The following is a 17,606-nucleotide window of genomic DNA, read 5'->3' as shown; positions in this document are numbered from 1 at the left end:
ATGGCTGCAAAAGACGTTAAATTTAACACCGATGCTCGTGAACGCATGCTGCGTGGGGTCGATGTGCTTGCCAACGCAGTGAAGGTGACCCTCGGCCCGAAGGGCCGCAACGTTGTGATCGACAAGTCCTTCGGCGCACCGCGCATCACCAAGGACGGCGTTTCGGTCGCCAAGGAAGTCGAACTCGAAGACAAGTTCGAAAATATGGGCGCCCAGATGCTGCGCGAGGTGGCATCGAAGACCAACGATCTCGCCGGCGACGGCACCACGACCGCAACCGTGCTTGCTCAGGCAATCGTCAAGGAAGGCGCCAAGGCGGTGGCGTCGGGCATGAACCCGATGGACCTGAAGCGCGGCATCGACCTGGCCGTTGACGCCGTGGTCAAGGAACTGAAGACCAACGCGCGCAAGATCTCCAACAATTCGGAAATCGCCCAGGTCGGCACGATATCGGCCAATGGCGACGAAGAGATCGGTCGGTATCTTGCCGAGGCCATGGAAAAGGTTGGCAACGAGGGCGTCATCACCGTTGAAGAAGCCAAGACCGCCGAAACCGAACTCGAAGTCGTCGAAGGTATGCAGTTCGACCGCGGCTATTTGAGCCCTTATTTTGTGACCAACCAAGATAAGATGCGCGTCGAGCTCGAAGATCCCTATATTCTCATCCACGAGAAGAAGCTGTCGAACCTGCAGTCGATGCTGCCGGTTCTCGAAGCCGTCGTCCAGTCCGGCAAGCCGCTCCTCATCATCGCTGAAGACGTCGAAGGCGAAGCTCTTGCAACGCTCGTCGTCAACAAGCTGCGTGGCGGCCTGAAGATCGCTGCCGTCAAGGCGCCTGGCTTCGGCGACCGCCGCAAGGCCATGCTCGAAGACATAGCCATCCTGACCGGCGGCACCGTCATCTCCGAAGACCTCGGCATCAAGCTTGAAAACGTGACGCTGAACATGCTCGGCCGTGCCAAGAAGGTGTCGATCGAAAAGGAGAACACGACCATCATCGACGGCGTCGGCTCGAAAACGGAAATCGATGGCCGGGTCGCGCAAATCCGCGCCCAGATCGAAGAGACCACTTCGGACTACGACCGCGAGAAGCTCCAGGAACGCCTTGCCAAGCTCGCCGGTGGCGTTGCCGTCATCCGCGTCGGCGGCTCGACGGAGGTCGAAGTGAAGGAAAAGAAGGATCGGGTCGACGACGCCCTGCATGCGACCCGGGCAGCGGTCGAAGAGGGTATTCTGCCCGGCGGTGGCGTTGCCCTTCTGCGGTCGGTCAAGGCGCTCGACAATCTCACCACCGCGAACCAGGACCAGCGCGTCGGCATCGAAATCGTGCGACGTGCAATCGAAGCCCCGGTGCGTCAGATCGCCGAAAACGCCGGCGCGGAAGGCTCCGTGATCGTCGGCAAGCTGCGTGAGAAGACTGAGTTCGCCTACGGCTGGAACGCTCAGACTGGCGATTATGGCGATCTCTATGCGCAGGGCGTCATCGACCCGGCCAAGGTCGTTCGCACCGCGCTTCAGGATGCAGCCTCGGTTGCCGGCCTGCTGGTGACGACGGAGGCTATGATCGCTGAAAAGCCCAAGAAGGAAGCCGCTCCGGCGATCCCCGCCGGTGCCGGCATGGATTTCTAAGGCCGCCGGCCCGCCCTGCTCTTGAAGGGCGGGCCTCCAGCAATGGAGGAACAAATGGTTCAAACGATCATCAAGAAGTCGCAAGCGCCGCTTGATTCCCGTGACCTCGAAGTCTGCCGACACGTCTTCGATGACCTCAGAACTGTGGCGGACTTGCCTCGCAATTCTGAAGAAGCTGAACGCATCGCGGCAATCGTCGTGGAGCTTTATCGGCAGGGCGTTCGCAATCCCGAACACCTGAAGACCATGGTTCGGGCCGCGCGCGGACTGTTCGAAAAGCAACCCACCCAGGCCGCGTGACATGGGAGAGTCGACAACGTCCATTGGTCCTATATCCGTGGAGTCAGAACATGAGAAAGGAAACTGATAGCAATTCTGCAGCCAAGCATGCCGCAGCAACAATAAGCGCCGCGCATCTGTTGCACCCGGCCATGCATTTCGATCATCCCCGCCACGTGCTGTTGGCGGACAATATCAGCAAGGACGAGAAGCGGGCTATTCTGGCCTCTTGGGCGTCCGACGTATGTGCAATCGAATCCATGCCAGCCTGGCGACGCTATCCCGGGACAGAACGGATTGTCTCCTATGATGAGGTTCTTGCGACCTTGAAGGCTCTCGATGGTGACGATCAAAACACATCAGCGCAAAAGCAGACGGCTTCCGTCAATGACAGCCAAAGCCGCCGCCGTAGATCGCTGTCGCACCGATCCGGCGGCTTCGGTCTGTGCAGCTACTGGAAACGAGGACTCAGACAACCATTCGAGATCTAACCGCTCCCCCTGACCGCCGCGTGCCTGTTTCGGACGCGGAGAAGATTTTTACCGACGACTCTTTGCTCAACTGAGGAGGTTTTGCCGATGAAGATCGCTCAGATCGCGCCGCTCCCCGAAAGCGTTCCGCCGAAGCTCTATGGGGGAACGGAGCGGATTGTATCCTATCTCACCGAAGAACTTGTCTCGCAGGGCCACGACGTCACGCTTTTTGCCAGCGGCGACTCCGTCACCGACGCCCGGCTCGTATCCTGCGCGGACGTTGCGCTGCGGCTTAACCCGGCGGTCAAGGACCAACTGCCGCATCAGATTGTGATGCTGGAGGAAATTCGCTGCCGCGCGCATGAGTTTGATGTCCTGCATTTCCATATCGATCTGTTGCATTTCCCGCTGATCCGAAATTTTGCCGACCGCACGCTGACAACCTTGCACGGCCGTCTGGATCTGCCGGATCTCAAGCCCTTCTACCAGACCTTCGCAGATGTTCCGGTCGTTTCGATCTCCAATGACCAACGTAGGCCTATGCCACCGGTCCATTGGGCGGGAACGGTTTACCACGGTCTGCCCACCGGTCTGCTGCCTTTCACGGAAAAGCCAAAGGGCGATTACCTTGCGTTTCTCGGCCGCATTTCGCCGGAAAAGCGACCCGATCGTGCAATAGAGATCGCGGCAAAAGTCGGCATGCAGCTGAAGATCGCCGCCAAGATCGACAATGCCGACATGGCCTACTGGGAAACGGTCATCGAGCCGATGATGAAACGTCATTCCAATGTCGAGTTCATCGGCGAGATCGATGAGCATCAGAAAGCAACCTTCCTTGGAAATGCAGGAGCCTTGCTTTTCCCGATCGATTGGCCGGAGCCGTTCGGACTGGTGATGATCGAGGCAATGGCCTGCGGCACTCCGGTCGTCGCCTTCGGCTGCGGCTCGGTGCCGGAGGTGATCGACAACGGCGTGTCCGGAATTCTGGTCGACAGCGTCACCGACGCGGCCGAGAACGTCGAATGGGCGCTTCGGATGGATCGCCACAAGGTGCGGGCCACGTTCGAGAAGCGCTTTACCGCGGAAAGGATGGCGTACGACTACCTCGACCTCTACCGTAGCCTACCCGGCGTCCGTTCCAAAGTCGCTCCAGTTCGCCGGTCGAACGGGCAGCCGCTCGACTTGCAGCTCGTCGTCTGAGATTTCAGGAGGAGCAATGTCTTCTATAGACAGCAGCCCAGTGCCAGCATCGTCCGGCCCGATGGCAACGGTCGAGAAATTTTTCATTCCGGCTACCTCATCACTGCAGGAGCGCCGGCCGCTCACTCTAAAGCACGGCGATACTTTCGCCGTCTTTGATCACAATGGCGATGCAGTTTCGGGACCAGACAGCCCGGAAGGCCTGTTTCATCGCGATACCCGATATCTCTCGCATCTCAGCCTGACGATCAACGGCAAGCCCCCAATGCTGCTGTCGTCGATACTGCGCGATGACAACGCGACGCTCACCTGCGACCTCACCAATCCCGACCTCTTCGACGACAAGGGTCGGCTTGTCCTCGGCCACGACGTCATCCACCTGCGCAGGTCTCGCTTCCTCTGGAATGCTCAGTGCTACGAGCGACTGTCGATAAGGAATTTTGATGACCGCCCGCGGCCCATTCGTATCGAGATGACTTTCGGAGCGGATTTCGCCGATCTCTTCGAAGTTCGCGGAACCGTAAGGGCAAAAAGAGGGCGCCATCTTTCTCCTGTCGTTGAGCAGGATTGTGTCTTTCTCTCCTATATCGGCCTCGACAACCAAAATCGATCAACGCAACTTTCCTTCGATCCGAAGCCGACCGAACTCACCACCGGCCATGTCACTTATAATCTCCAGCTGGCGCCGCACGAGAGCCGGTCTCTGTTCATAGAAATCGGCTGTGACCAGAAGGAGACTCGAAAACCCGGCCATCGTTCGTTCTTCCTTGCGCTGCGGGATTCGCGCAGAGCCCTGCGCGCCTCTTCGTCGCGCGCCGCCTCGATCACAACGTCGAACGAAATCTTCAACGAAGTCGCCCAACGCAGCATCTCCGATCTCTACATGCTGATGACCGACAAGCCAGAAGGCCCCTATCCCTACGCCGGGATTCCCTGGTTCAGCACAGTCTTCGGGCGCGATGCTCTGATTACGGCGCTGGAGACGCTCTGGCTCGATCCGGAGATCGCACGCGGAGTTCTTGGCCACTTGGCAACCAACCAGGCAACGGAGATCGATCCAGTCGCAGATGCGGAACCCGGCAAGATCCTGCACGAGGTGCGCTGTGGCGAAATGGCCGAGCTCGGCGAGGTTCCTTTTCGCCGCTATTACGGCAGCATCGATTCGACGCCGTTGTTCGTGATGTTGGCCGGTGAATATCTCGGGCGAACCGGTGATTTTGCGACCATCGACCGTCTCCTGCCGCATATCGAAGCCGCACTGACATGGATTGATGACCATGGCGATCGCGACGGCGACGGCTTCGTCGAATATGGGCGACAGACGGAAGAAGGGTTGGTCAACCAGGCATGGAAGGACAGCCACGACTCCATTTTCCACGCGGACGGGACGCTCGCCAAGGGTCCGATCGCGATCGCCGAAGTTCAGGCCTACGTCTATGGCGCGTGGCAGGCGGCGGCCGAGATCTTTCAGCGCCTCGGCCGGCCGGAACGGGCCGCCGGCTTCTTAGCGCGTGCGGAGGGGCTGCGTAGCACCTTTGATACGAGCTTCTTCGACGAGGAACTTGGCACCTACGTGCTGGCGCTCGATGGCGACAAGCGACCCTGCAGGGTCCGCTCCTCCAATGCCGGCCATGCCCTGTTCACCGGCATCGCCTATCCCGAACGGGCCAGACAGCTCACCCTCACTCTGATGAGTGCCTCGTCCTTCTGTGGCTGGGGCATCCGCACCATTGCCTCCACAGAGGCGCTCTACAATCCCATGAGCTATCACAACGGCTCGATCTGGCCGCACGACAACGCCCTGATCGCCAGGGGGCTTGCTCGCTATGGCTATCGCGCGGAAGCCGCGCGGATCTTTGAGGGACTCTTTGCCGCTTCGACCTATATCGAATTGCGGCGGCTTCCCGAACTTTTCTGCGGCCTGCCGCGCAGGCGCGCGCAGGGACCGACCTTCTATCCGGTCGCCTGCTCGCCGCAGGCATGGGCGGCGGCAACGCCTTTGTCGTTATTGCAGTCGTGTCTCGGTCTTGAGTTCGATCCGAACGCCTTGCAGATCAGCTTGAACGAGCCGCGCCTTCCGAGCTTCCTCGATGAGGTCACGTTGCGACACCTGTTAATCGGCAATGGTTCGGCAGACATCGCCATTCGACGTTCCGGACTCAATGTCGTTGTGGACGTGATCGATCGCAAGGGCAACATCCGCGTGCTCGCGACGGCATGACCGGTTGCGTCGATCGCGCCCGGAGCAGCGGCCAGTGATGTCATCTATCCTGCTCTTCCTCCTCGGCGGAAAGCAGATCAACGAGCGCGGCAACCCTGCCTGTCGGCAGACGGCGACCTTCGCCCATCAAGGCTTCGTCGTTGTTGGCCCACGCAAATGCCTCGGCAAGTTCAGTCTTGGTCGCACCTGTCGCGATGACTTCAGCCACCAGCGTTTCGTCGGCAGGCCCAAGCACGGCGATGACGTCGTCTGCGGTCATTATCATAGCAACTTTCTCCTCTCTCCCGCTCGGCCCAGATATGGTGGCGCCTCGGAAAATTTTCAATTTTTTCCACCGAGAAATTCCACTCCCCTTGAAATTCTAAGACACTGAATTATATCGATATTAGTCGATTGCCCAATGGGGATTGACACAGGTCCAGGAGACGCCGTTGCTCTTGGCGTCTCCTTGTATCCATGTTGCTTATAAGGAGGATATGGCTATGAGGACAAACCTCGATTTCTCACCCCTGTTCCGATCGAGCATAGGCTTCGACCGGATGTTCAACGCGCTCGAGGCTGCAAGCCGCGCCGAGACGAGCGACAGTTGGCCGCCTTACGATATCGTCAAAGCTGGCGAGAATGATTACCGCATTGTCATGGCACTGGCGGGCTTCTCACAGGACGAGCTGGCGATGACTCAAGAGCAGAACATGCTCATCGTCTCGGGACAGAAGGCGAGCGACGATGACCTCCAATATCTGCACCGCGGCATCGCCAGCGGCTCGTTCCAGCGTCGCTTCGAACTAGCCGACCATGTCAGGGTCGTGAGTGCGGGTTTCGTCAACGGTCTGCTGACCGTCGATCTCAAGCGCGAAATCCCTGAAGAGATGAAGCCGCGCCAGATCGAGATCCGAACCGGCCAGATGCCGAAGGCCGAGACCAAGCAGATCGAGGGCAAGCAGCAGGCGGCTTAAGCCTTCCCCAGCAGACCGCAAGCAAGGCGCCGGGCCTGGTCCGGCGCCGGCAGCAAAGTTTCGCCAAGCGAACCAACAGAAAGGAGAAGAAACATGAGTGTTCGTGATCTGATTCCCTGGGGCCGCAACAATGGCAACCAGGTTTCAAGTCTCTTGCGCGATGACGACCGTGATCCCTTCCTGTCGCTTCATCGTGAGGTGAACCGTCTGTTCGATGATGTCTTCCGCGGCTTTGGCTCCGGCCTGCCGTCCTTCGGCAACGCCTCCGCCCTCGGGGGTGGATGGCCAAGCGTCGAGATCTCCGACACCGACAAGGAGATCAAGGTGACGGCCGAAGTCCCCGGTCTTGAGGAGAAGGACATCGAGGTCCTGCTCAATGATGGCGTGCTGACGCTGAAGGGCGAAAAGCACTCCGAGAGCGAGGATAAGGATCGCCGGTTTTCCGAGCGCTACTACGGCCGCTTCGAGCGCCGCATCCCGTTCGGTGTCAAGGTCAAGGAAGACCAGGTCGACGCCACCTTCAAGAACGGAATACTGACGATCACCTTGCCGAAGACCGAGGAGGCGCAGTCGCAGGTCAAGCGCATCGCCATCAAGAGTTGATCGAGACGAACGCGCGGCGGCGGCCATCTGCACCCGCCGCGCATCCTTTGCCACCCTGCGGAGGACAAGTGATGGAGACTGGCAGACACACAGATAACGAGAGAACAGCGACGGCTTCCGGCTTGCGCGTCTTAAGCGACAACCGGTGGAGCTATCCTGTTTCTCGCACTCATTGTTTCCCGAAAATACCGTTGCGAGGATTTTCAAACCGTCGCGCTCGGTGACGACATTAGGGACCGAACAGCCGAAAGGGCTGGCGGCTTGTTTTCGACCGCCGCAGCGCGCCATTCAGCGAACCTTTGATGGGCTATACGGGAAGTGCCGACACGCTCACCCATTCCCCACGCTCGAATCCGCCATCCGCTGTGCCGAGCGGCATGGAGGCGAATGAGGCCTCCACGTCGGATCTTGGAGAGGTTGCAGTCGAAAAGAGGCCAAGATCTGCGCGAGGACAGTCTCAGCAACCGCCGCTCGACGAAACGGCCGGGCCATTATCATGCCGCCCTGATCCTGACATTACTTCTCAACGCGGCCACATGGCCGGCGGCGCTGTCGAGATGAAATTGGTTGACGAGTTCACGCAGTCTGCTCGCCTCACTCGACAAAGACGCCGCCGCTGCGGTCGATTGCTCGACCATCGCCGCGTTCTGCTGGGTGGACTGATCCATTTGATTGACGGCGGTGTTGATTTCGGCGAGCCCCGTGGACTGCTCTCGCGCCGACGTTGCGATGGCTGCCATCAGCTGATTGATCTGAGAGACTTGGTCGCCGATAGACTTAAGCGACTGGCCCGTTTCGAGGACTAATTTCACACCCGTGCCGACTTCGACTGATGACTTTTCGATGAGTCCCTTGATTTCCTTCGCCGCCGTCGCTGCGCGCTGGGCGAGTTCGCGTACCTCCTGTGCGACAACGGCAAAGCCTTTACCGGCTTCTCCGGCGCGGGCTGCCTCGACGCCTGCATTCAGCGCCAGAAGGTTTGTCTGGAAAGCGATTTCGTCGATCACGCCGATGATATTGGAGATTTGCTCCGAGCTGTCCTCAATGCGCCTCATAGCCTGTTCGGCTTGAGACACGACGGCAGCGGAACGTTCCGCACTGACATTAGCCTCCTGCGCGACATTGCGGGCCTCGTCGGTTCGTTTGGACGCGGTGGCAACGTTGGTGGTAATCTCATCGAGAGCTGCCGCCGTCTCTTCCAAAGACGCGGCCTGCTGCTCCGTACGCTTGGAAAGATCTTGCGCACCGGACGCGATTTCGCGCGTTCCATTGTCGATGCTGTGCACCGTTTGCAGGACAGCACCGATTGCCGTCCCGAGTTGCTTGAGGGACGTGTTGAAATCTTCCCGCAGTTGCTCGTATTCCTCAGCGAAGGGCTCCGCCAGCTGGAAAGAGACATCGCCGCCTGCAAGACGTCTCAGTCCGTCACCTAGAGTGGTCGTCGCAAACCGTAATTGTTGCGCCTCATGCTCGGCGCGCTCCTGTGCAGCTGCACGTGCGGCCTCCGACTGGCTTCGCGATGCCGACGCTTCCTGTTCCAGGCGGAGGACATGTATGGCGTTCTGTCGGAACACTTCGACCGCTGCTGCCATTGCGCCAATCTCGTCGGCGCGGCCGGCATAAGGGATCTCGCTTTGCAGATCCCCGTCGGACAAGATCTTCATGGCTGAGGCGATGCGGCGGATCGGGCTCGCGACGCCGAGCACGGCGAATATCGTGCCGGCTAAAGCGACCAGAACGGCAAGAGTTGCAATTATTGCTGTGATTACGAATGCCGTGCGTGCGGCGCCCTCGCTTGCCGCCACATAGGTCTCGGTCTGGCTCAAGATGAAGGCCACGAGATCAGAAATCTTCTGGCCGACCAGATCGGATTGCGGCTCCATACTCTCGCGGAAAAAGCTGACCGCCTCGGCGCCCTTTCCGCCGTCCTGTAATTTAGCCATATGCTCAGCAAGCTCGCCGTACTTCTTGAGTTCCGAGTTGACCTGAGTGATCAGTTCCCGGCCCCGCTCGGTACGCACGCCTTTCACATATTCATCGATCGCGGTCTGGACAGCGGACTTGGCGTCGTCGACCAGTTTAGCTTCAACGGCTTGATTTTCTGGTGAAGACTCCAACAGATAGCGCGCGTAAGCAAGCTTCAAATCGGAGAAATTCCCCTTGATATCCCTCGCGGTAACCAGGCGTTTCATCCAGAAGCCACCAATTTGCTGGGTGTTGTCGTTCAAGGTCGAGATCGTGCTGAGGGAACTGTAGGACAGGACAACGAGGAAGGCACAAATGACGGATAAAACCGCAACAAGGGCCTGCTTGACATTCGGGCGCTTCATTCGGATCTCCAGCTCCTGAGGACGACCGCGCGGGTCACGTAGCTGCGAGAATTCGCCCGATTGGCTAATTTAGAATTAACTTTATTTACTTCGGTCGCCGTGGGCCTGATTATTCTCGTTGCTTACAAACGACACATAGCAAAGCCGTCCGCGCGTACCATCAGGGGGTTGCATCCAGCGCCAATTGCGAATCGTGACAATGCCAACCTGGCGCCGACGGGAGCATTCGCGTCGCTGTGCTGGTTCCGCTTCGTCTGACCGGCGGCAGGCGCAGGAGGCAGTCGGCTCGGTATGGACCGGCTAGAATTCCAAGGATGCGAGTGGCAGCGCATCACGTTCGACAAATCGAAGACAGGTCGGCCGGCCGAGGCTCAAGCTTAGGCACGAACGTTTCTTCGCGGTCCTCTTTTGCGGGCCAACATTCGATCTCGGTGCCGGCTTCATGGCATCATTTTACATCCCCACGGGAGCGTCATACGAGGCGGGGCGATCGGGCGAAATTTCAATGTCGCCAATCGAATTGAACGTGGGATCAACGACACGCGAAATCGCTACAGTGCCGTGACGTCGAAAGTGCCTATCGCATGGCGGCAGACGCAGCTGGCCGGCGTCCGATTGCCCTGCAGCCCTGGGTGGGTAGCGTTGTGAAGCAGATGGGATTGCGTTCATGTCGGCCTCCCATGACGGACGCCGCATGACGTAGAAGAATATCTTCTGCCATTCAGTGCGAGGTTATCGCACGACCGCTGGACGCGAGATGCTCTGTAATGGCGCGCCGGATTTCGGTAACCGTGTCGAAGAGCCTGTTGTCCAGGTCAATGACATTGAAGCGGACAGCGATGAATTTGAGGCGGTTTTCGACTGGGACCGCGATCCCGACTTCCTGACCGTTGAATACGACAGCTTGCTTTTGCATAACAAACCTCGGGCGCACCACACCGGAGCACCATCTTACAAAAGTGGGACAAAGGGTTTCCGACGCGTCAGATTGCCGTCGTAGGTCCGTATCGGATCGAGACGAGATCACGCGCTCGCTGCATCATTGCGAAGAAACGAAGTCGGACAAACAACGTCATGATCCTTCTCAAGCGAGATCAAACGACCGCTGAGTATCGCCGGCGAGGCCGGTTATTTCGGAATTTTTCTGTAAAAAACGTAGTCGAGAAACTTCGAGTAAGCAACTGATTTTTGTTATTTTTTTGCGTTTTGAATCGTATGACAATTACCGCATGTGCGAAGTAACAAATGATGTACGTTCGTCCGATACCCATAGTCGAGGGCGGCCCGCCGACGGCTTTACTGGCGATATTGCGGATCGCCCCTGAGCGCAGGTGCTAGGTTGGCGGGATCAAAGAGTCCGATTTCGCTCCCAGGTAGCTTCCGGACAGACGCGATATCCCTGAGGGCTTCAGAAGTACCTGATCACCGTATAACAAGCGATATATCCGATGGGAACATTGCCGCTACAATGTAGTAAGGTCGATAGTTCGACGCCATATGGAAGTTGCCGCTTGCCCTCGGGTAACCGGGGGTTCACCATCTAACCGAAGTATGTGTGAAGCAGCGTTCCGTTCCAGTTGATTTCAATGAGATTTCAGGCTGATGTAGGCACATCTAAATCTATGGCTTGAGAATGCAGCGCTACCAGATACAAGCACTCGAGAACGGAAGGTGGTCGGTCATAGACCACCAGACCGGCAAGCCAATAGTTGACCAGCAATGGTCAAGCGAGAGAACGAGGCTGGAGGCTCAAGCCTTAGCTGATTTTCGCAATGGAATATCGGCCCCTCCTCCACAGCGGATTTCCTCCCGCCTTCAGAAGTTACGTCGAGCTTGGGCACTCCTCGGTCGGCCACGTTCAACTTGAACCGGCTCTTCTTATTCTGGCAATCGCCGATGCGTTAAACTAATCCGAATTTTGGAGGCCGTCGAAATGATATCGATCGGCCTCATCTTTACCCTCGACATCCCTTGCTCACAGAGTTTCAAAACCTTGGGCGAGTGACCTCGATGCCCTGCCGCTGTCGTCATCTATCGCAACAATAGCCGATGCTGCTCAGCGCGCTCCGATACGAAATCGTAGAGCGCCCAATCCTTTCCAGCGGCATACCTTCACACCCGGTCACTCCGGGTAACCAATCGTCAATTACGATTTTGGAATACACGCGTATATTATCCCGCGAATAGCGATGTCTGACCTGAGGTCGACGACAATGAACTGGGACGCAACGTCTGCATTCACACCCGTCGGGCTGGCTCTGCGCGGTCAGCCAGCTCACAGGATCGTTCGCACCCTCGGCGACGCGGCATATATGCTGCTCAGGGACTGGCCTTCCGATGACGGCGAAGAATATGTCACTGCGGTGAAGGCTTGCGTCGATGCGATCAGCGGTGAGATCGCTCCGGAGCAATTTTGGGACGCGTTCTTGCGTGCGGCCGATGAGGCAGGTATCGCTGCGCTGACCGTCGTTCAGCGATGACAACGAGTAAAAGAAGCGGTGGTTGGTGAGGGTGAGACGTTCAGCACGGCTTGCCTCAACTCGTGAGGAGCTCCAGCATCTCGCCTCGCGCGATCCTCTGACCGGTCTTTCAAACCGAGCTCATTCAGCACCGAACTCGCCGTCCGGCTTGCGGCGGCTCCCAAGGCCAGAGCCACTGCGTACTGTTCATAGACCTCGATCGAGTCAAAGCGGTCAACGATACTTTCGGGCACCCGACGGGGACAAGCTCATCTCGCTCGTGGCCCAGCGCATGAATGAGATCATGCAGACGGTCTTCGGGGGAATATTGTCCTGAATGGCATCCAGGCAGGTTTTCACAGGGCGAATCTTCGCTTTTTATGCGACGCCCGACATGGATCGACAAAGCTTCACCAGGGAGGTTCTGACTGGGAACGGCAACATTGCTAAAACCTCCCTGGTGTCCTTTTAACAAGGATGAGGAAAATCTAAGCTGGATCGCGCCGAGGGGAAGACGGACCTAAGTCGGACTGGCGACTCCATAGCCCGCTTCTCATATTAGGTTCTGAGGTAATATGACGGTTCGTGGAGGGCAACGACCAGGAGGACGATATGAAGTTCGGTTCCGACAATGCCAGCCACCAAGAGTGCTGCTCCCAGGGCCATAGTTCGGCCTCGACCATGGCGACGATCAAAGCGACCCTTTCCGCCGCTCAGGATATCGACAGCAGTGCGATCGAGATCAGGATGCTCGGCCCTGTGGTCCTGCTCGAAGGCTACATAACAAACGTTGCGGACCGTGATAAAGCCATCTCGCTTGCGGCGATGATCGTCGGCGAGGAGAACGTCCAGGACCGGATGCTGAGCCGGTTTCCCGCCCAGTAATGGCATCAATCGGATCAGGACAAAGGTCGGGTGAGGCCCGGTCAGCAGGCAGGTGATAGCCCGGACGTTGGCAATACTCAACAGGAAGACGCGTGAGCAGCGCGGCGATTTTTGCCGCCAGCGCTTCGTTTAAGCGGTGCGACGAAACATGCGCGCGACCGCAATCGACCAGGAGAATATGTCTACGGCTGGAAGAAGACGCGCTCGGATCACATGCAGTGCGAATTCGCCGAGTGCAGCCCGATCTGATTTGGCCTGTCAATGCACTGAGCTCGAAGATGGCGCGTTTACGCGCGTGGCGGCCAGCCCGACGTAAGTGCCGATCAGAACGGTCGCCATCTCCTCTAAAGAGCGACAGCCCTCGTTGTAGAGTTCGATGGCGGCATCACACAAAAAGGAGGACGCTTGATCGTCCCACTCCACCTCGTAGTACCGATACCATTCACGGACGGCCTTCGACATCAGCAGGTGGTCTTCCTGTAAGCACTTGGACATGCGTTACCCCAGACATGGCGGCGGCAGGCGTGCGCGGCTATGACTGCTTCGTTCCGACCACAGCGGGGTCGCCATCATTCAGACTAACAAAGACAGGACTTCACGGGAACCTGCCTCGTCCATGGATAGGGCAACACCGCTTGGCCGTCTAACGGCGACCAATCTCGGCCTCGACCTTCTTCCGTGCGTTTCCAGCGCTCTTCACGGCCTTCTTGACAGCATCTTTCGAGACGCCTTCCTTCGTTGCTTCGTACTTGACCTCGTGATCCTGACCGCCGGCCACGCGAGCTCGATCCTGTGCGCGGCCGCGGGATGTCGGTGTCTGTGCCATCGGGCTTCTCCTTCGAATGAACGTTCGCAGTACAAACTCACAAGGATTCCGGTGGTTCCCGGGAGACAGTGGATGGCGATGCTGCGCTTGAAGCGGCTGCGGAATTCCCTAAGCGGTGCCCGCCATTGTGCTGGGAGGAAGGTGGTTACCGTGGCGCTCGAACTGAACAAATCTCCACCTTTCCACTACTGTCGGGCGCAATTCGGCCAGCGGTGACGGCGGAATCAATTTGAGAGAGAATTTCCGTAAAGTATTGAAAAATGATTCGTTTTGAGTCGGAACGAATCACCCTAACACGTCTTTGAGTCGCGTATTAATGATTCGGAGTATTTGTCATGCCGTCAGGACAGCGTGCGCAGTGGAAAGGCTTTCTGAAGTTCGGCGAGGTAAGCTGCGGCGTCGCTCTCTACACGGCAGCCTCGACTAGCGAGCGCATCACCTTCAACACCATCAACAAGGCCACGGGCAACCGCGTCAACCGCATCTTCATAGACAGCCAGACCGAGGATCCGGTGCCGAAGGAAGCCCAGACCAAGGGCTTCGAGATCGAGAACGGCCAGTACATCATCATCGATCCTGAGGAAGTTTCCGCCGCGATTCCTGAGAGCAACAAGACGCTCGAGATCGAGGCGTTCATCCCCTGCTCCGACGTCGACGACGTCTATTTCGACAAACCGTACTACCTCACGCCCGACAAGATGGGCGGAGACGCGTTCGCGGCTCTCCGCGATGCGATGAAGAAGTCGATGGTCGCAGCCATCGCCCGCACCGTCCTATTCCGTCGAATGCGCACGGTGCTGATACGGCCGCACGGCAAGGGCCTAATCGCCAGCACGCTCAACTACGACTACGAGGTTCGTTCCTCCGAGAAGGCTTTCGAGGAGATGCCCAAGCTCAAGATACAGGGCGAGATGCTCGAGCTCGCCAAGCACATCATCAGCACCAAGAAGGGCGAGTTCGATCCGGCGACCTTCGACGACCGCTACGAAGCCGCCCTCGCCGATCTGGTGAAGGCGAAGCTGGAAGGCAAGTCGCTTCCAAAGCCGAAGAAGGTGCAGGTCTCGAAGCCCAACGATCTGCTGGCCGCGCTGCGCGAGAGCGCAGGCATCATGAAGGCCGCTGCGGACAAACCGAAACGCACTGCCGCCAACGCCAACACCGGCACTGGGAGGCAGCGCGCCGCGCGCGGGGCGGCAGCGAAGTCCGCCGCTTCAAAGGCTGCCCCGCAGCGCAAAGCCAGCTAGGGAGATTAGACGATGGCTCCGAAATATTACTGGAAAGGCTATCTCAAACTCTCCCTGGTCACCTGCCCCGTGGCCATGACCCCGGCCACGAGCGAAAGCGAGAAGGTTCGCTTCCATACACTTAACAAGGAGACGGGCAACCGCATCGTCTCCCGATACATCGATTCCGTCACGGGCAAGCCCGTCAAGGACGAGAACGAAGCCAAGGGCTACGCTCGCGGAGAGAACGACTACGTTATCCTCACCGAGGACGATCTGGATGCCGTTGCGCTCGACACGGTGAAGACGATCGACATCGACAAGTTCGTCCCGGCCGACAGCATCGAGTGGATCTACCTTGAGAAGCCGCATTACCTGATGCCGGGCGACGCCGTCGGCAACGAGGCATTTGCGGTGATCAGGGATGCCATGAAGGCCGACAAGGTTTTCGGTGTGTCGAAGCTCGTGATAGGCCGCCGAGAGCGGGCGGTCGTCCTGGAACCGCGCGGCGAAGGAATCGTGCTCTGGACGCTGCGTTTCGGCGACGAGGTTCGACCGGAGGAGAATTACTTCGAGCAAATCGACGAGCACGCAGATCCGGATCTCATTCCGCTCGTCCAGAAGCTCATCAAGCAGAAGACCGCGCGCTGGTCGCCGGACATGGTCAGCGATCCCATCCAGACCAGCCTGCTGAAGCTCATCGACGAGAAGAAAAAGGCGTTGAAACCGAAAAAAACGGCGACGGGGAAAGCGGCCGAATCCGCACCGAAGTCGAATGTGGTCAGTATCATGGATGCGCTCCGGAAGAGCGTCGAGGCCGATCTCAAAGGCAGGAAGGCCGGGTAGTCACATGCACTTGCTGGAAACCAAGGTTGCACACGAGAGGACGGGCTGGCGGATAGATTTCGTCGGCGACGACGGTGAAGTGGTGTCGATCAAGGTCGCAGACGGTCACGCTGCAAGCGAAGACGAGGCCATTGAGCGTGCGAAAGAGGTCATGGTTCAGTTGACGGCATATGGCACGCGTGGCGGCGGCCGCAGCATCAACTCGTACGATGCTGCCAGCAATGGAAACTTCGAGGACGACGAGCCGTCGTTGGATACGTGGCACTGATCCGCCCTGAGGACCCCCCCCCCCCCGGCCTCTCAGGCAACAAAAAAGGCCGGGTAGAAACCGCACCGACCCATCATCGCCTTCTGACCAGTGCCAGTACATCCGCGATCAAAAGCATTTCAGCGATGCGGCGTTGCGAGCAGCGAATTCAGCGCGCATCAGCAAGGCCTGTGGGAGAGTTCTACCTGAAGTGTGTCCGCAACAAGTCTCAACTAGAAAATTTCCCGAAGGATTGCCGGCCGTCTTCCCGCGCGTGGGTCAGGCCTGGGAAGCCGGCTAGTCGTTTGACGGTTCCTCGACAACGTCGTCCGATTGGTCGTCTGCGGGATCCGGGTCCCGGTCGTACGCGACCCTCAGGCGGTCAAGTTCGTTCTGTATGGCATCGTAGACCTCCGTTGCCTTTGCGCCTTTAACCACGAACGTGTCGACGAAATCTTCGAGCTTCAGGCTCAGGTCGTCGCGCCAGTCCTTGGTCATTGCCCGTTCTCCGGCTGAAGACGAATGCCTCTGCAAAGAAGGTCCCACGTCGGGCGATGTACGGAAGCGCGTGTTCTTGGAGAAGCGCCCTCGTCGGGCTCGGGATCGGGAAGCGGTTCCTCGCCGGGTATCCGGTCAGGATCGCGCGGTGGCGTGTCGACGGGCGGTGGCGATGGCGGCGGCACGATGGGTTCGTTTGGCACAGACATGGGGTCCTCCTCGCTGCGAGAACGTGGGAAATCCTCCCGAGTTCCGTTGACGCTTGACCCCTTGGACACCATTTGCTTCGACATGCCCAAGACGAAGACGAAAAGCAAGGAAACCGACGATCCCGAGCTGATCAGGGAGTGGCTACTTCCCGTGGTGGCGACCCTCGGATCTGGTGTCAGGGTGAAGGGAATTCTGCAGGAAATCCGCTCGCGACTACCATCCCCGGTGCGGAAGTCGCTCGATATGCAGGCAGGCACGCTCATCCTCGTCATGCCAGAGACTGCGAAGACAGCATTCAGGGCGACGGCATCGGCCGTTTCCTGCGCACTGGACGGCATCGCAGACCTTCCGATCATCCCTCGTGAGATCGAGGATATCCTGACGATCACGGCATCAGAGCGGAAGCGCTGGCTCGAAGACGGTCGCCTGCCCAGCGCCGGAACGCGAACGGTGAGGCTGCAAGGGCGCGCAAGGAAGATCACCTTTCACGTATTCGACCCCCGAGTCGTCGAAGATCTGCTCGACCGTGGCGCAGTGGATGAATGGCGAGAGGACGACGCAGCGGCGAAAGCGGAAAATCGCAGGCGGGCCGCGTATCAGGCGAAGCTGACGCGTTCGCTGAAGAAAAAGGAAAAAGCCAAACAGAACGAACGAGCCGATGAAGCCGCGATCGGCTTGAGCGGATGGGACGAATTCGGGAGCGACGGTCTCCTTCGGTAGG

General features: G+C 58.5%; 20 protein-coding genes. 14 read left to right on the top strand and 6 right to left on the bottom strand.

The annotated features are described in order from the left end of the window. From groL to EEQ99_RS03190, 5 genes are all read left to right on the top strand, one after another. On the top strand, positions 1-1,629 hold the full coding sequence (gene groL, locus EEQ99_RS03210; protein WP_028756276.1) for a chaperonin GroEL: 1,629 nt from the start codon (positions 1-3) through the stop codon (positions 1,627-1,629). A 54-nt stretch (positions 1,630-1,683) separates the two neighbouring features. Then, positions 1,684-1,929 carry a hypothetical protein gene (locus EEQ99_RS03205; RefSeq protein WP_028756277.1) on the top strand — a complete coding sequence of 82 codons (246 nt, stop codon included), beginning with the start codon at positions 1,684-1,686 and terminating at the stop codon, positions 1,927-1,929. Positions 1,930-1,979: 50 nt separating this feature from the next. Continuing rightward, entirely contained in the window at positions 1,980-2,399 is a 420-nt protein-coding gene (locus EEQ99_RS03200; RefSeq protein WP_028756278.1) for a hypothetical protein, read from the top strand. An 87-nt stretch (positions 2,400-2,486) separates the two neighbouring features. Then, a complete protein-coding gene (locus EEQ99_RS03195) occupies positions 2,487-3,581 on the top strand; it encodes a glycosyltransferase family 4 protein (protein ID WP_028756279.1) in 1,095 nt (364 codons plus the stop codon). A gap of 16 nt (positions 3,582-3,597) precedes the next feature. After that, positions 3,598-5,802 carry an amylo-alpha-1,6-glucosidase gene (locus tag EEQ99_RS03190; RefSeq protein ID WP_028757339.1) on the top strand — a complete coding sequence of 735 codons (2,205 nt, stop codon included), beginning with the start codon at positions 3,598-3,600 and terminating at the stop codon, positions 5,800-5,802. 40 nt (positions 5,803-5,842) lie between these two features. Here the strand turns inward: EEQ99_RS03190 and EEQ99_RS03185 are convergent, their stop codons facing one another. Further along, a complete protein-coding gene (locus tag EEQ99_RS03185; protein WP_028756281.1) occupies positions 5,843-6,067 on the bottom strand; it encodes a hypothetical protein in 225 nt (74 codons plus the stop codon). 217 nt (positions 6,068-6,284) lie between these two features. Here EEQ99_RS03185 and EEQ99_RS03180 point away from each other — a divergent pair, with 217 nt between their 5' ends. Then, positions 6,285-6,758, top strand: a complete 474-nt coding sequence (locus EEQ99_RS03180; RefSeq protein ID WP_028756366.1) for an Hsp20 family protein — start codon at positions 6,285-6,287, stop codon at positions 6,756-6,758. A 93-nt stretch (positions 6,759-6,851) separates the two neighbouring features. Then, entirely contained in the window at positions 6,852-7,361 is a 510-nt protein-coding gene (locus tag EEQ99_RS03175; RefSeq protein WP_028756365.1) for an Hsp20/alpha crystallin family protein, read from the top strand. A gap of 494 nt (positions 7,362-7,855) precedes the next feature. On the opposite strand, the gene EEQ99_RS03165 is transcribed toward EEQ99_RS03175, so the two are convergent. Further along, positions 7,856-9,691, bottom strand: a complete 1,836-nt coding sequence (locus tag EEQ99_RS03165) for a methyl-accepting chemotaxis protein (RefSeq protein WP_097596435.1) — start codon at positions 9,689-9,691, stop codon at positions 7,856-7,858. A 721-nt stretch (positions 9,692-10,412) separates the two neighbouring features. Beyond that, entirely contained in the window at positions 10,413-10,607 is a 195-nt protein-coding gene (locus tag EEQ99_RS03160) for a hypothetical protein (protein WP_003577126.1), read from the bottom strand. Between the two features lie 1,297 nt (positions 10,608-11,904). On the opposite strand from EEQ99_RS03160, the gene EEQ99_RS03150 reads away from it, so the two are divergent. From EEQ99_RS03150 to EEQ99_RS03140, 3 genes are all read left to right on the top strand, one after another. Beyond that, positions 11,905-12,171 carry a DUF982 domain-containing protein gene (locus EEQ99_RS03150; protein ID WP_097596434.1) on the top strand — a complete coding sequence of 89 codons (267 nt, stop codon included), beginning with the start codon at positions 11,905-11,907 and terminating at the stop codon, positions 12,169-12,171. Positions 12,172-12,293: 122 nt separating this feature from the next. Then, positions 12,294-12,446: a diguanylate cyclase domain-containing protein gene (locus EEQ99_RS35455; protein ID WP_312862844.1), complete on the top strand. Its 153-nt coding sequence runs from the start codon at positions 12,294-12,296 to the stop codon at positions 12,444-12,446. A gap of 316 nt (positions 12,447-12,762) precedes the next feature. Continuing rightward, entirely contained in the window at positions 12,763-13,035 is a 273-nt protein-coding gene (locus tag EEQ99_RS03140; protein WP_097544234.1) for a BON domain-containing protein, read from the top strand. Between the two features lie 258 nt (positions 13,036-13,293). On the opposite strand, the gene EEQ99_RS03135 is transcribed toward EEQ99_RS03140, so the two are convergent. Both EEQ99_RS03135 and EEQ99_RS03130 read right to left on the bottom strand, forming a co-directional pair. Further along, a complete protein-coding gene (locus EEQ99_RS03135) occupies positions 13,294-13,530 on the bottom strand; it encodes a hypothetical protein (protein WP_097544233.1) in 237 nt (78 codons plus the stop codon). 148 nt (positions 13,531-13,678) lie between these two features. After that, on the bottom strand, positions 13,679-13,861 hold the full coding sequence (locus tag EEQ99_RS03130; protein WP_097596433.1) for a DUF3606 domain-containing protein: 183 nt from the start codon (positions 13,859-13,861) through the stop codon (positions 13,679-13,681). A gap of 335 nt (positions 13,862-14,196) precedes the next feature. Between EEQ99_RS03130 and ku (EEQ99_RS03125) the strand changes: the two genes are divergently transcribed. Genes ku (EEQ99_RS03125) through EEQ99_RS03115 form a run of 3 tightly spaced genes read left to right on the top strand, consistent with a single transcriptional unit; the run spans position 14,197 to position 16,198 of the window. After that, positions 14,197-15,105 carry a non-homologous end joining protein Ku gene (gene ku, locus EEQ99_RS03125; RefSeq protein WP_097544231.1) on the top strand — a complete coding sequence of 303 codons (909 nt, stop codon included), beginning with the start codon at positions 14,197-14,199 and terminating at the stop codon, positions 15,103-15,105. Between the two features lie 12 nt (positions 15,106-15,117). Beyond that, positions 15,118-15,930 carry a non-homologous end joining protein Ku gene (gene ku, locus EEQ99_RS03120; protein ID WP_097623390.1) on the top strand — a complete coding sequence of 271 codons (813 nt, stop codon included), beginning with the start codon at positions 15,118-15,120 and terminating at the stop codon, positions 15,928-15,930. A gap of 4 nt (positions 15,931-15,934) precedes the next feature. Beyond that, a complete protein-coding gene (locus EEQ99_RS03115) occupies positions 15,935-16,198 on the top strand; it encodes a hypothetical protein (RefSeq protein ID WP_097596361.1) in 264 nt (87 codons plus the stop codon). 276 nt (positions 16,199-16,474) lie between these two features. Here EEQ99_RS03115 and EEQ99_RS03110 read toward each other — a convergent pair whose 3' ends face one another. Further along, positions 16,475-16,675 carry a hypothetical protein gene (locus EEQ99_RS03110; protein WP_097623389.1) on the bottom strand — a complete coding sequence of 67 codons (201 nt, stop codon included), beginning with the start codon at positions 16,673-16,675 and terminating at the stop codon, positions 16,475-16,477. Between the two features lie 291 nt (positions 16,676-16,966). Here EEQ99_RS03110 and EEQ99_RS03100 point away from each other — a divergent pair, with 291 nt between their 5' ends. Continuing rightward, positions 16,967-17,605, top strand: a complete 639-nt coding sequence (locus tag EEQ99_RS03100) for a hypothetical protein (RefSeq protein ID WP_097596374.1) — start codon at positions 16,967-16,969, stop codon at positions 17,603-17,605. The last annotated feature ends 1 nt before the right edge of the window (position 17,606 follow it).

Origin of the sequence: Rhizobium anhuiense (genome assembly GCF_003985145.1) — a bacterium.
Lineage (GTDB): Bacteria > Pseudomonadota > Alphaproteobacteria > Rhizobiales > Rhizobiaceae > Rhizobium > Rhizobium anhuiense.
Note: the sequence above shows the minus strand (reverse complement) of the source record. Positions and strands in the feature narration are given on the sequence as shown.

What these genes read in the sequence shown, in the direction of transcription:
- groL (WP_028756276.1), top strand. Translation starts at nt 1, where the DNA reads ATGGCTGCAAAAGACGTTAAATTTAACACCGATGCTCGTGAACGCATG.
- EEQ99_RS03205 (WP_028756277.1), top strand. Translation starts at nt 1,684, where the DNA reads ATGGTTCAAACGATCATCAAGAAGTCGCAAGCGCCGCTTGATTCCCGT.
- EEQ99_RS03200 (WP_028756278.1), top strand. Translation starts at nt 1,980, where the DNA reads ATGAGAAAGGAAACTGATAGCAATTCTGCAGCCAAGCATGCCGCAGCA.
- EEQ99_RS03195 (WP_028756279.1), top strand. Translation starts at nt 2,487, where the DNA reads ATGAAGATCGCTCAGATCGCGCCGCTCCCCGAAAGCGTTCCGCCGAAG.
- EEQ99_RS03190 (WP_028757339.1), top strand. Translation starts at nt 3,598, where the DNA reads ATGTCTTCTATAGACAGCAGCCCAGTGCCAGCATCGTCCGGCCCGATG.
- EEQ99_RS03185 (WP_028756281.1), bottom strand. Translation starts at nt 6,067, where the DNA reads ATGATAATGACCGCAGACGACGTCATCGCCGTGCTTGGGCCTGCCGAC.
- EEQ99_RS03180 (WP_028756366.1), top strand. Translation starts at nt 6,285, where the DNA reads ATGAGGACAAACCTCGATTTCTCACCCCTGTTCCGATCGAGCATAGGC.
- EEQ99_RS03175 (WP_028756365.1), top strand. Translation starts at nt 6,852, where the DNA reads ATGAGTGTTCGTGATCTGATTCCCTGGGGCCGCAACAATGGCAACCAG.
- EEQ99_RS03165 (WP_097596435.1), bottom strand. Translation starts at nt 9,691, where the DNA reads ATGAAGCGCCCGAATGTCAAGCAGGCCCTTGTTGCGGTTTTATCCGTC.
- EEQ99_RS03160 (WP_003577126.1), bottom strand. Translation starts at nt 10,607, where the DNA reads ATGCAAAAGCAAGCTGTCGTATTCAACGGTCAGGAAGTCGGGATCGCG.
- EEQ99_RS03150 (WP_097596434.1), top strand. Translation starts at nt 11,905, where the DNA reads ATGAACTGGGACGCAACGTCTGCATTCACACCCGTCGGGCTGGCTCTG.
- EEQ99_RS03140 (WP_097544234.1), top strand. Translation starts at nt 12,763, where the DNA reads ATGAAGTTCGGTTCCGACAATGCCAGCCACCAAGAGTGCTGCTCCCAG.
- EEQ99_RS03135 (WP_097544233.1), bottom strand. Translation starts at nt 13,530, where the DNA reads ATGTCCAAGTGCTTACAGGAAGACCACCTGCTGATGTCGAAGGCCGTC.
- EEQ99_RS03130 (WP_097596433.1), bottom strand. Translation starts at nt 13,861, where the DNA reads ATGGCACAGACACCGACATCCCGCGGCCGCGCACAGGATCGAGCTCGC.
- ku (WP_097544231.1), top strand. Translation starts at nt 14,197, where the DNA reads ATGCCGTCAGGACAGCGTGCGCAGTGGAAAGGCTTTCTGAAGTTCGGC.
- ku (WP_097623390.1), top strand. Translation starts at nt 15,118, where the DNA reads ATGGCTCCGAAATATTACTGGAAAGGCTATCTCAAACTCTCCCTGGTC.
- EEQ99_RS03115 (WP_097596361.1), top strand. Translation starts at nt 15,935, where the DNA reads ATGCACTTGCTGGAAACCAAGGTTGCACACGAGAGGACGGGCTGGCGG.
- EEQ99_RS03110 (WP_097623389.1), bottom strand. Translation starts at nt 16,675, where the DNA reads ATGACCAAGGACTGGCGCGACGACCTGAGCCTGAAGCTCGAAGATTTC.
- EEQ99_RS03100 (WP_097596374.1), top strand. Translation starts at nt 16,967, where the DNA reads ATGCCCAAGACGAAGACGAAAAGCAAGGAAACCGACGATCCCGAGCTG.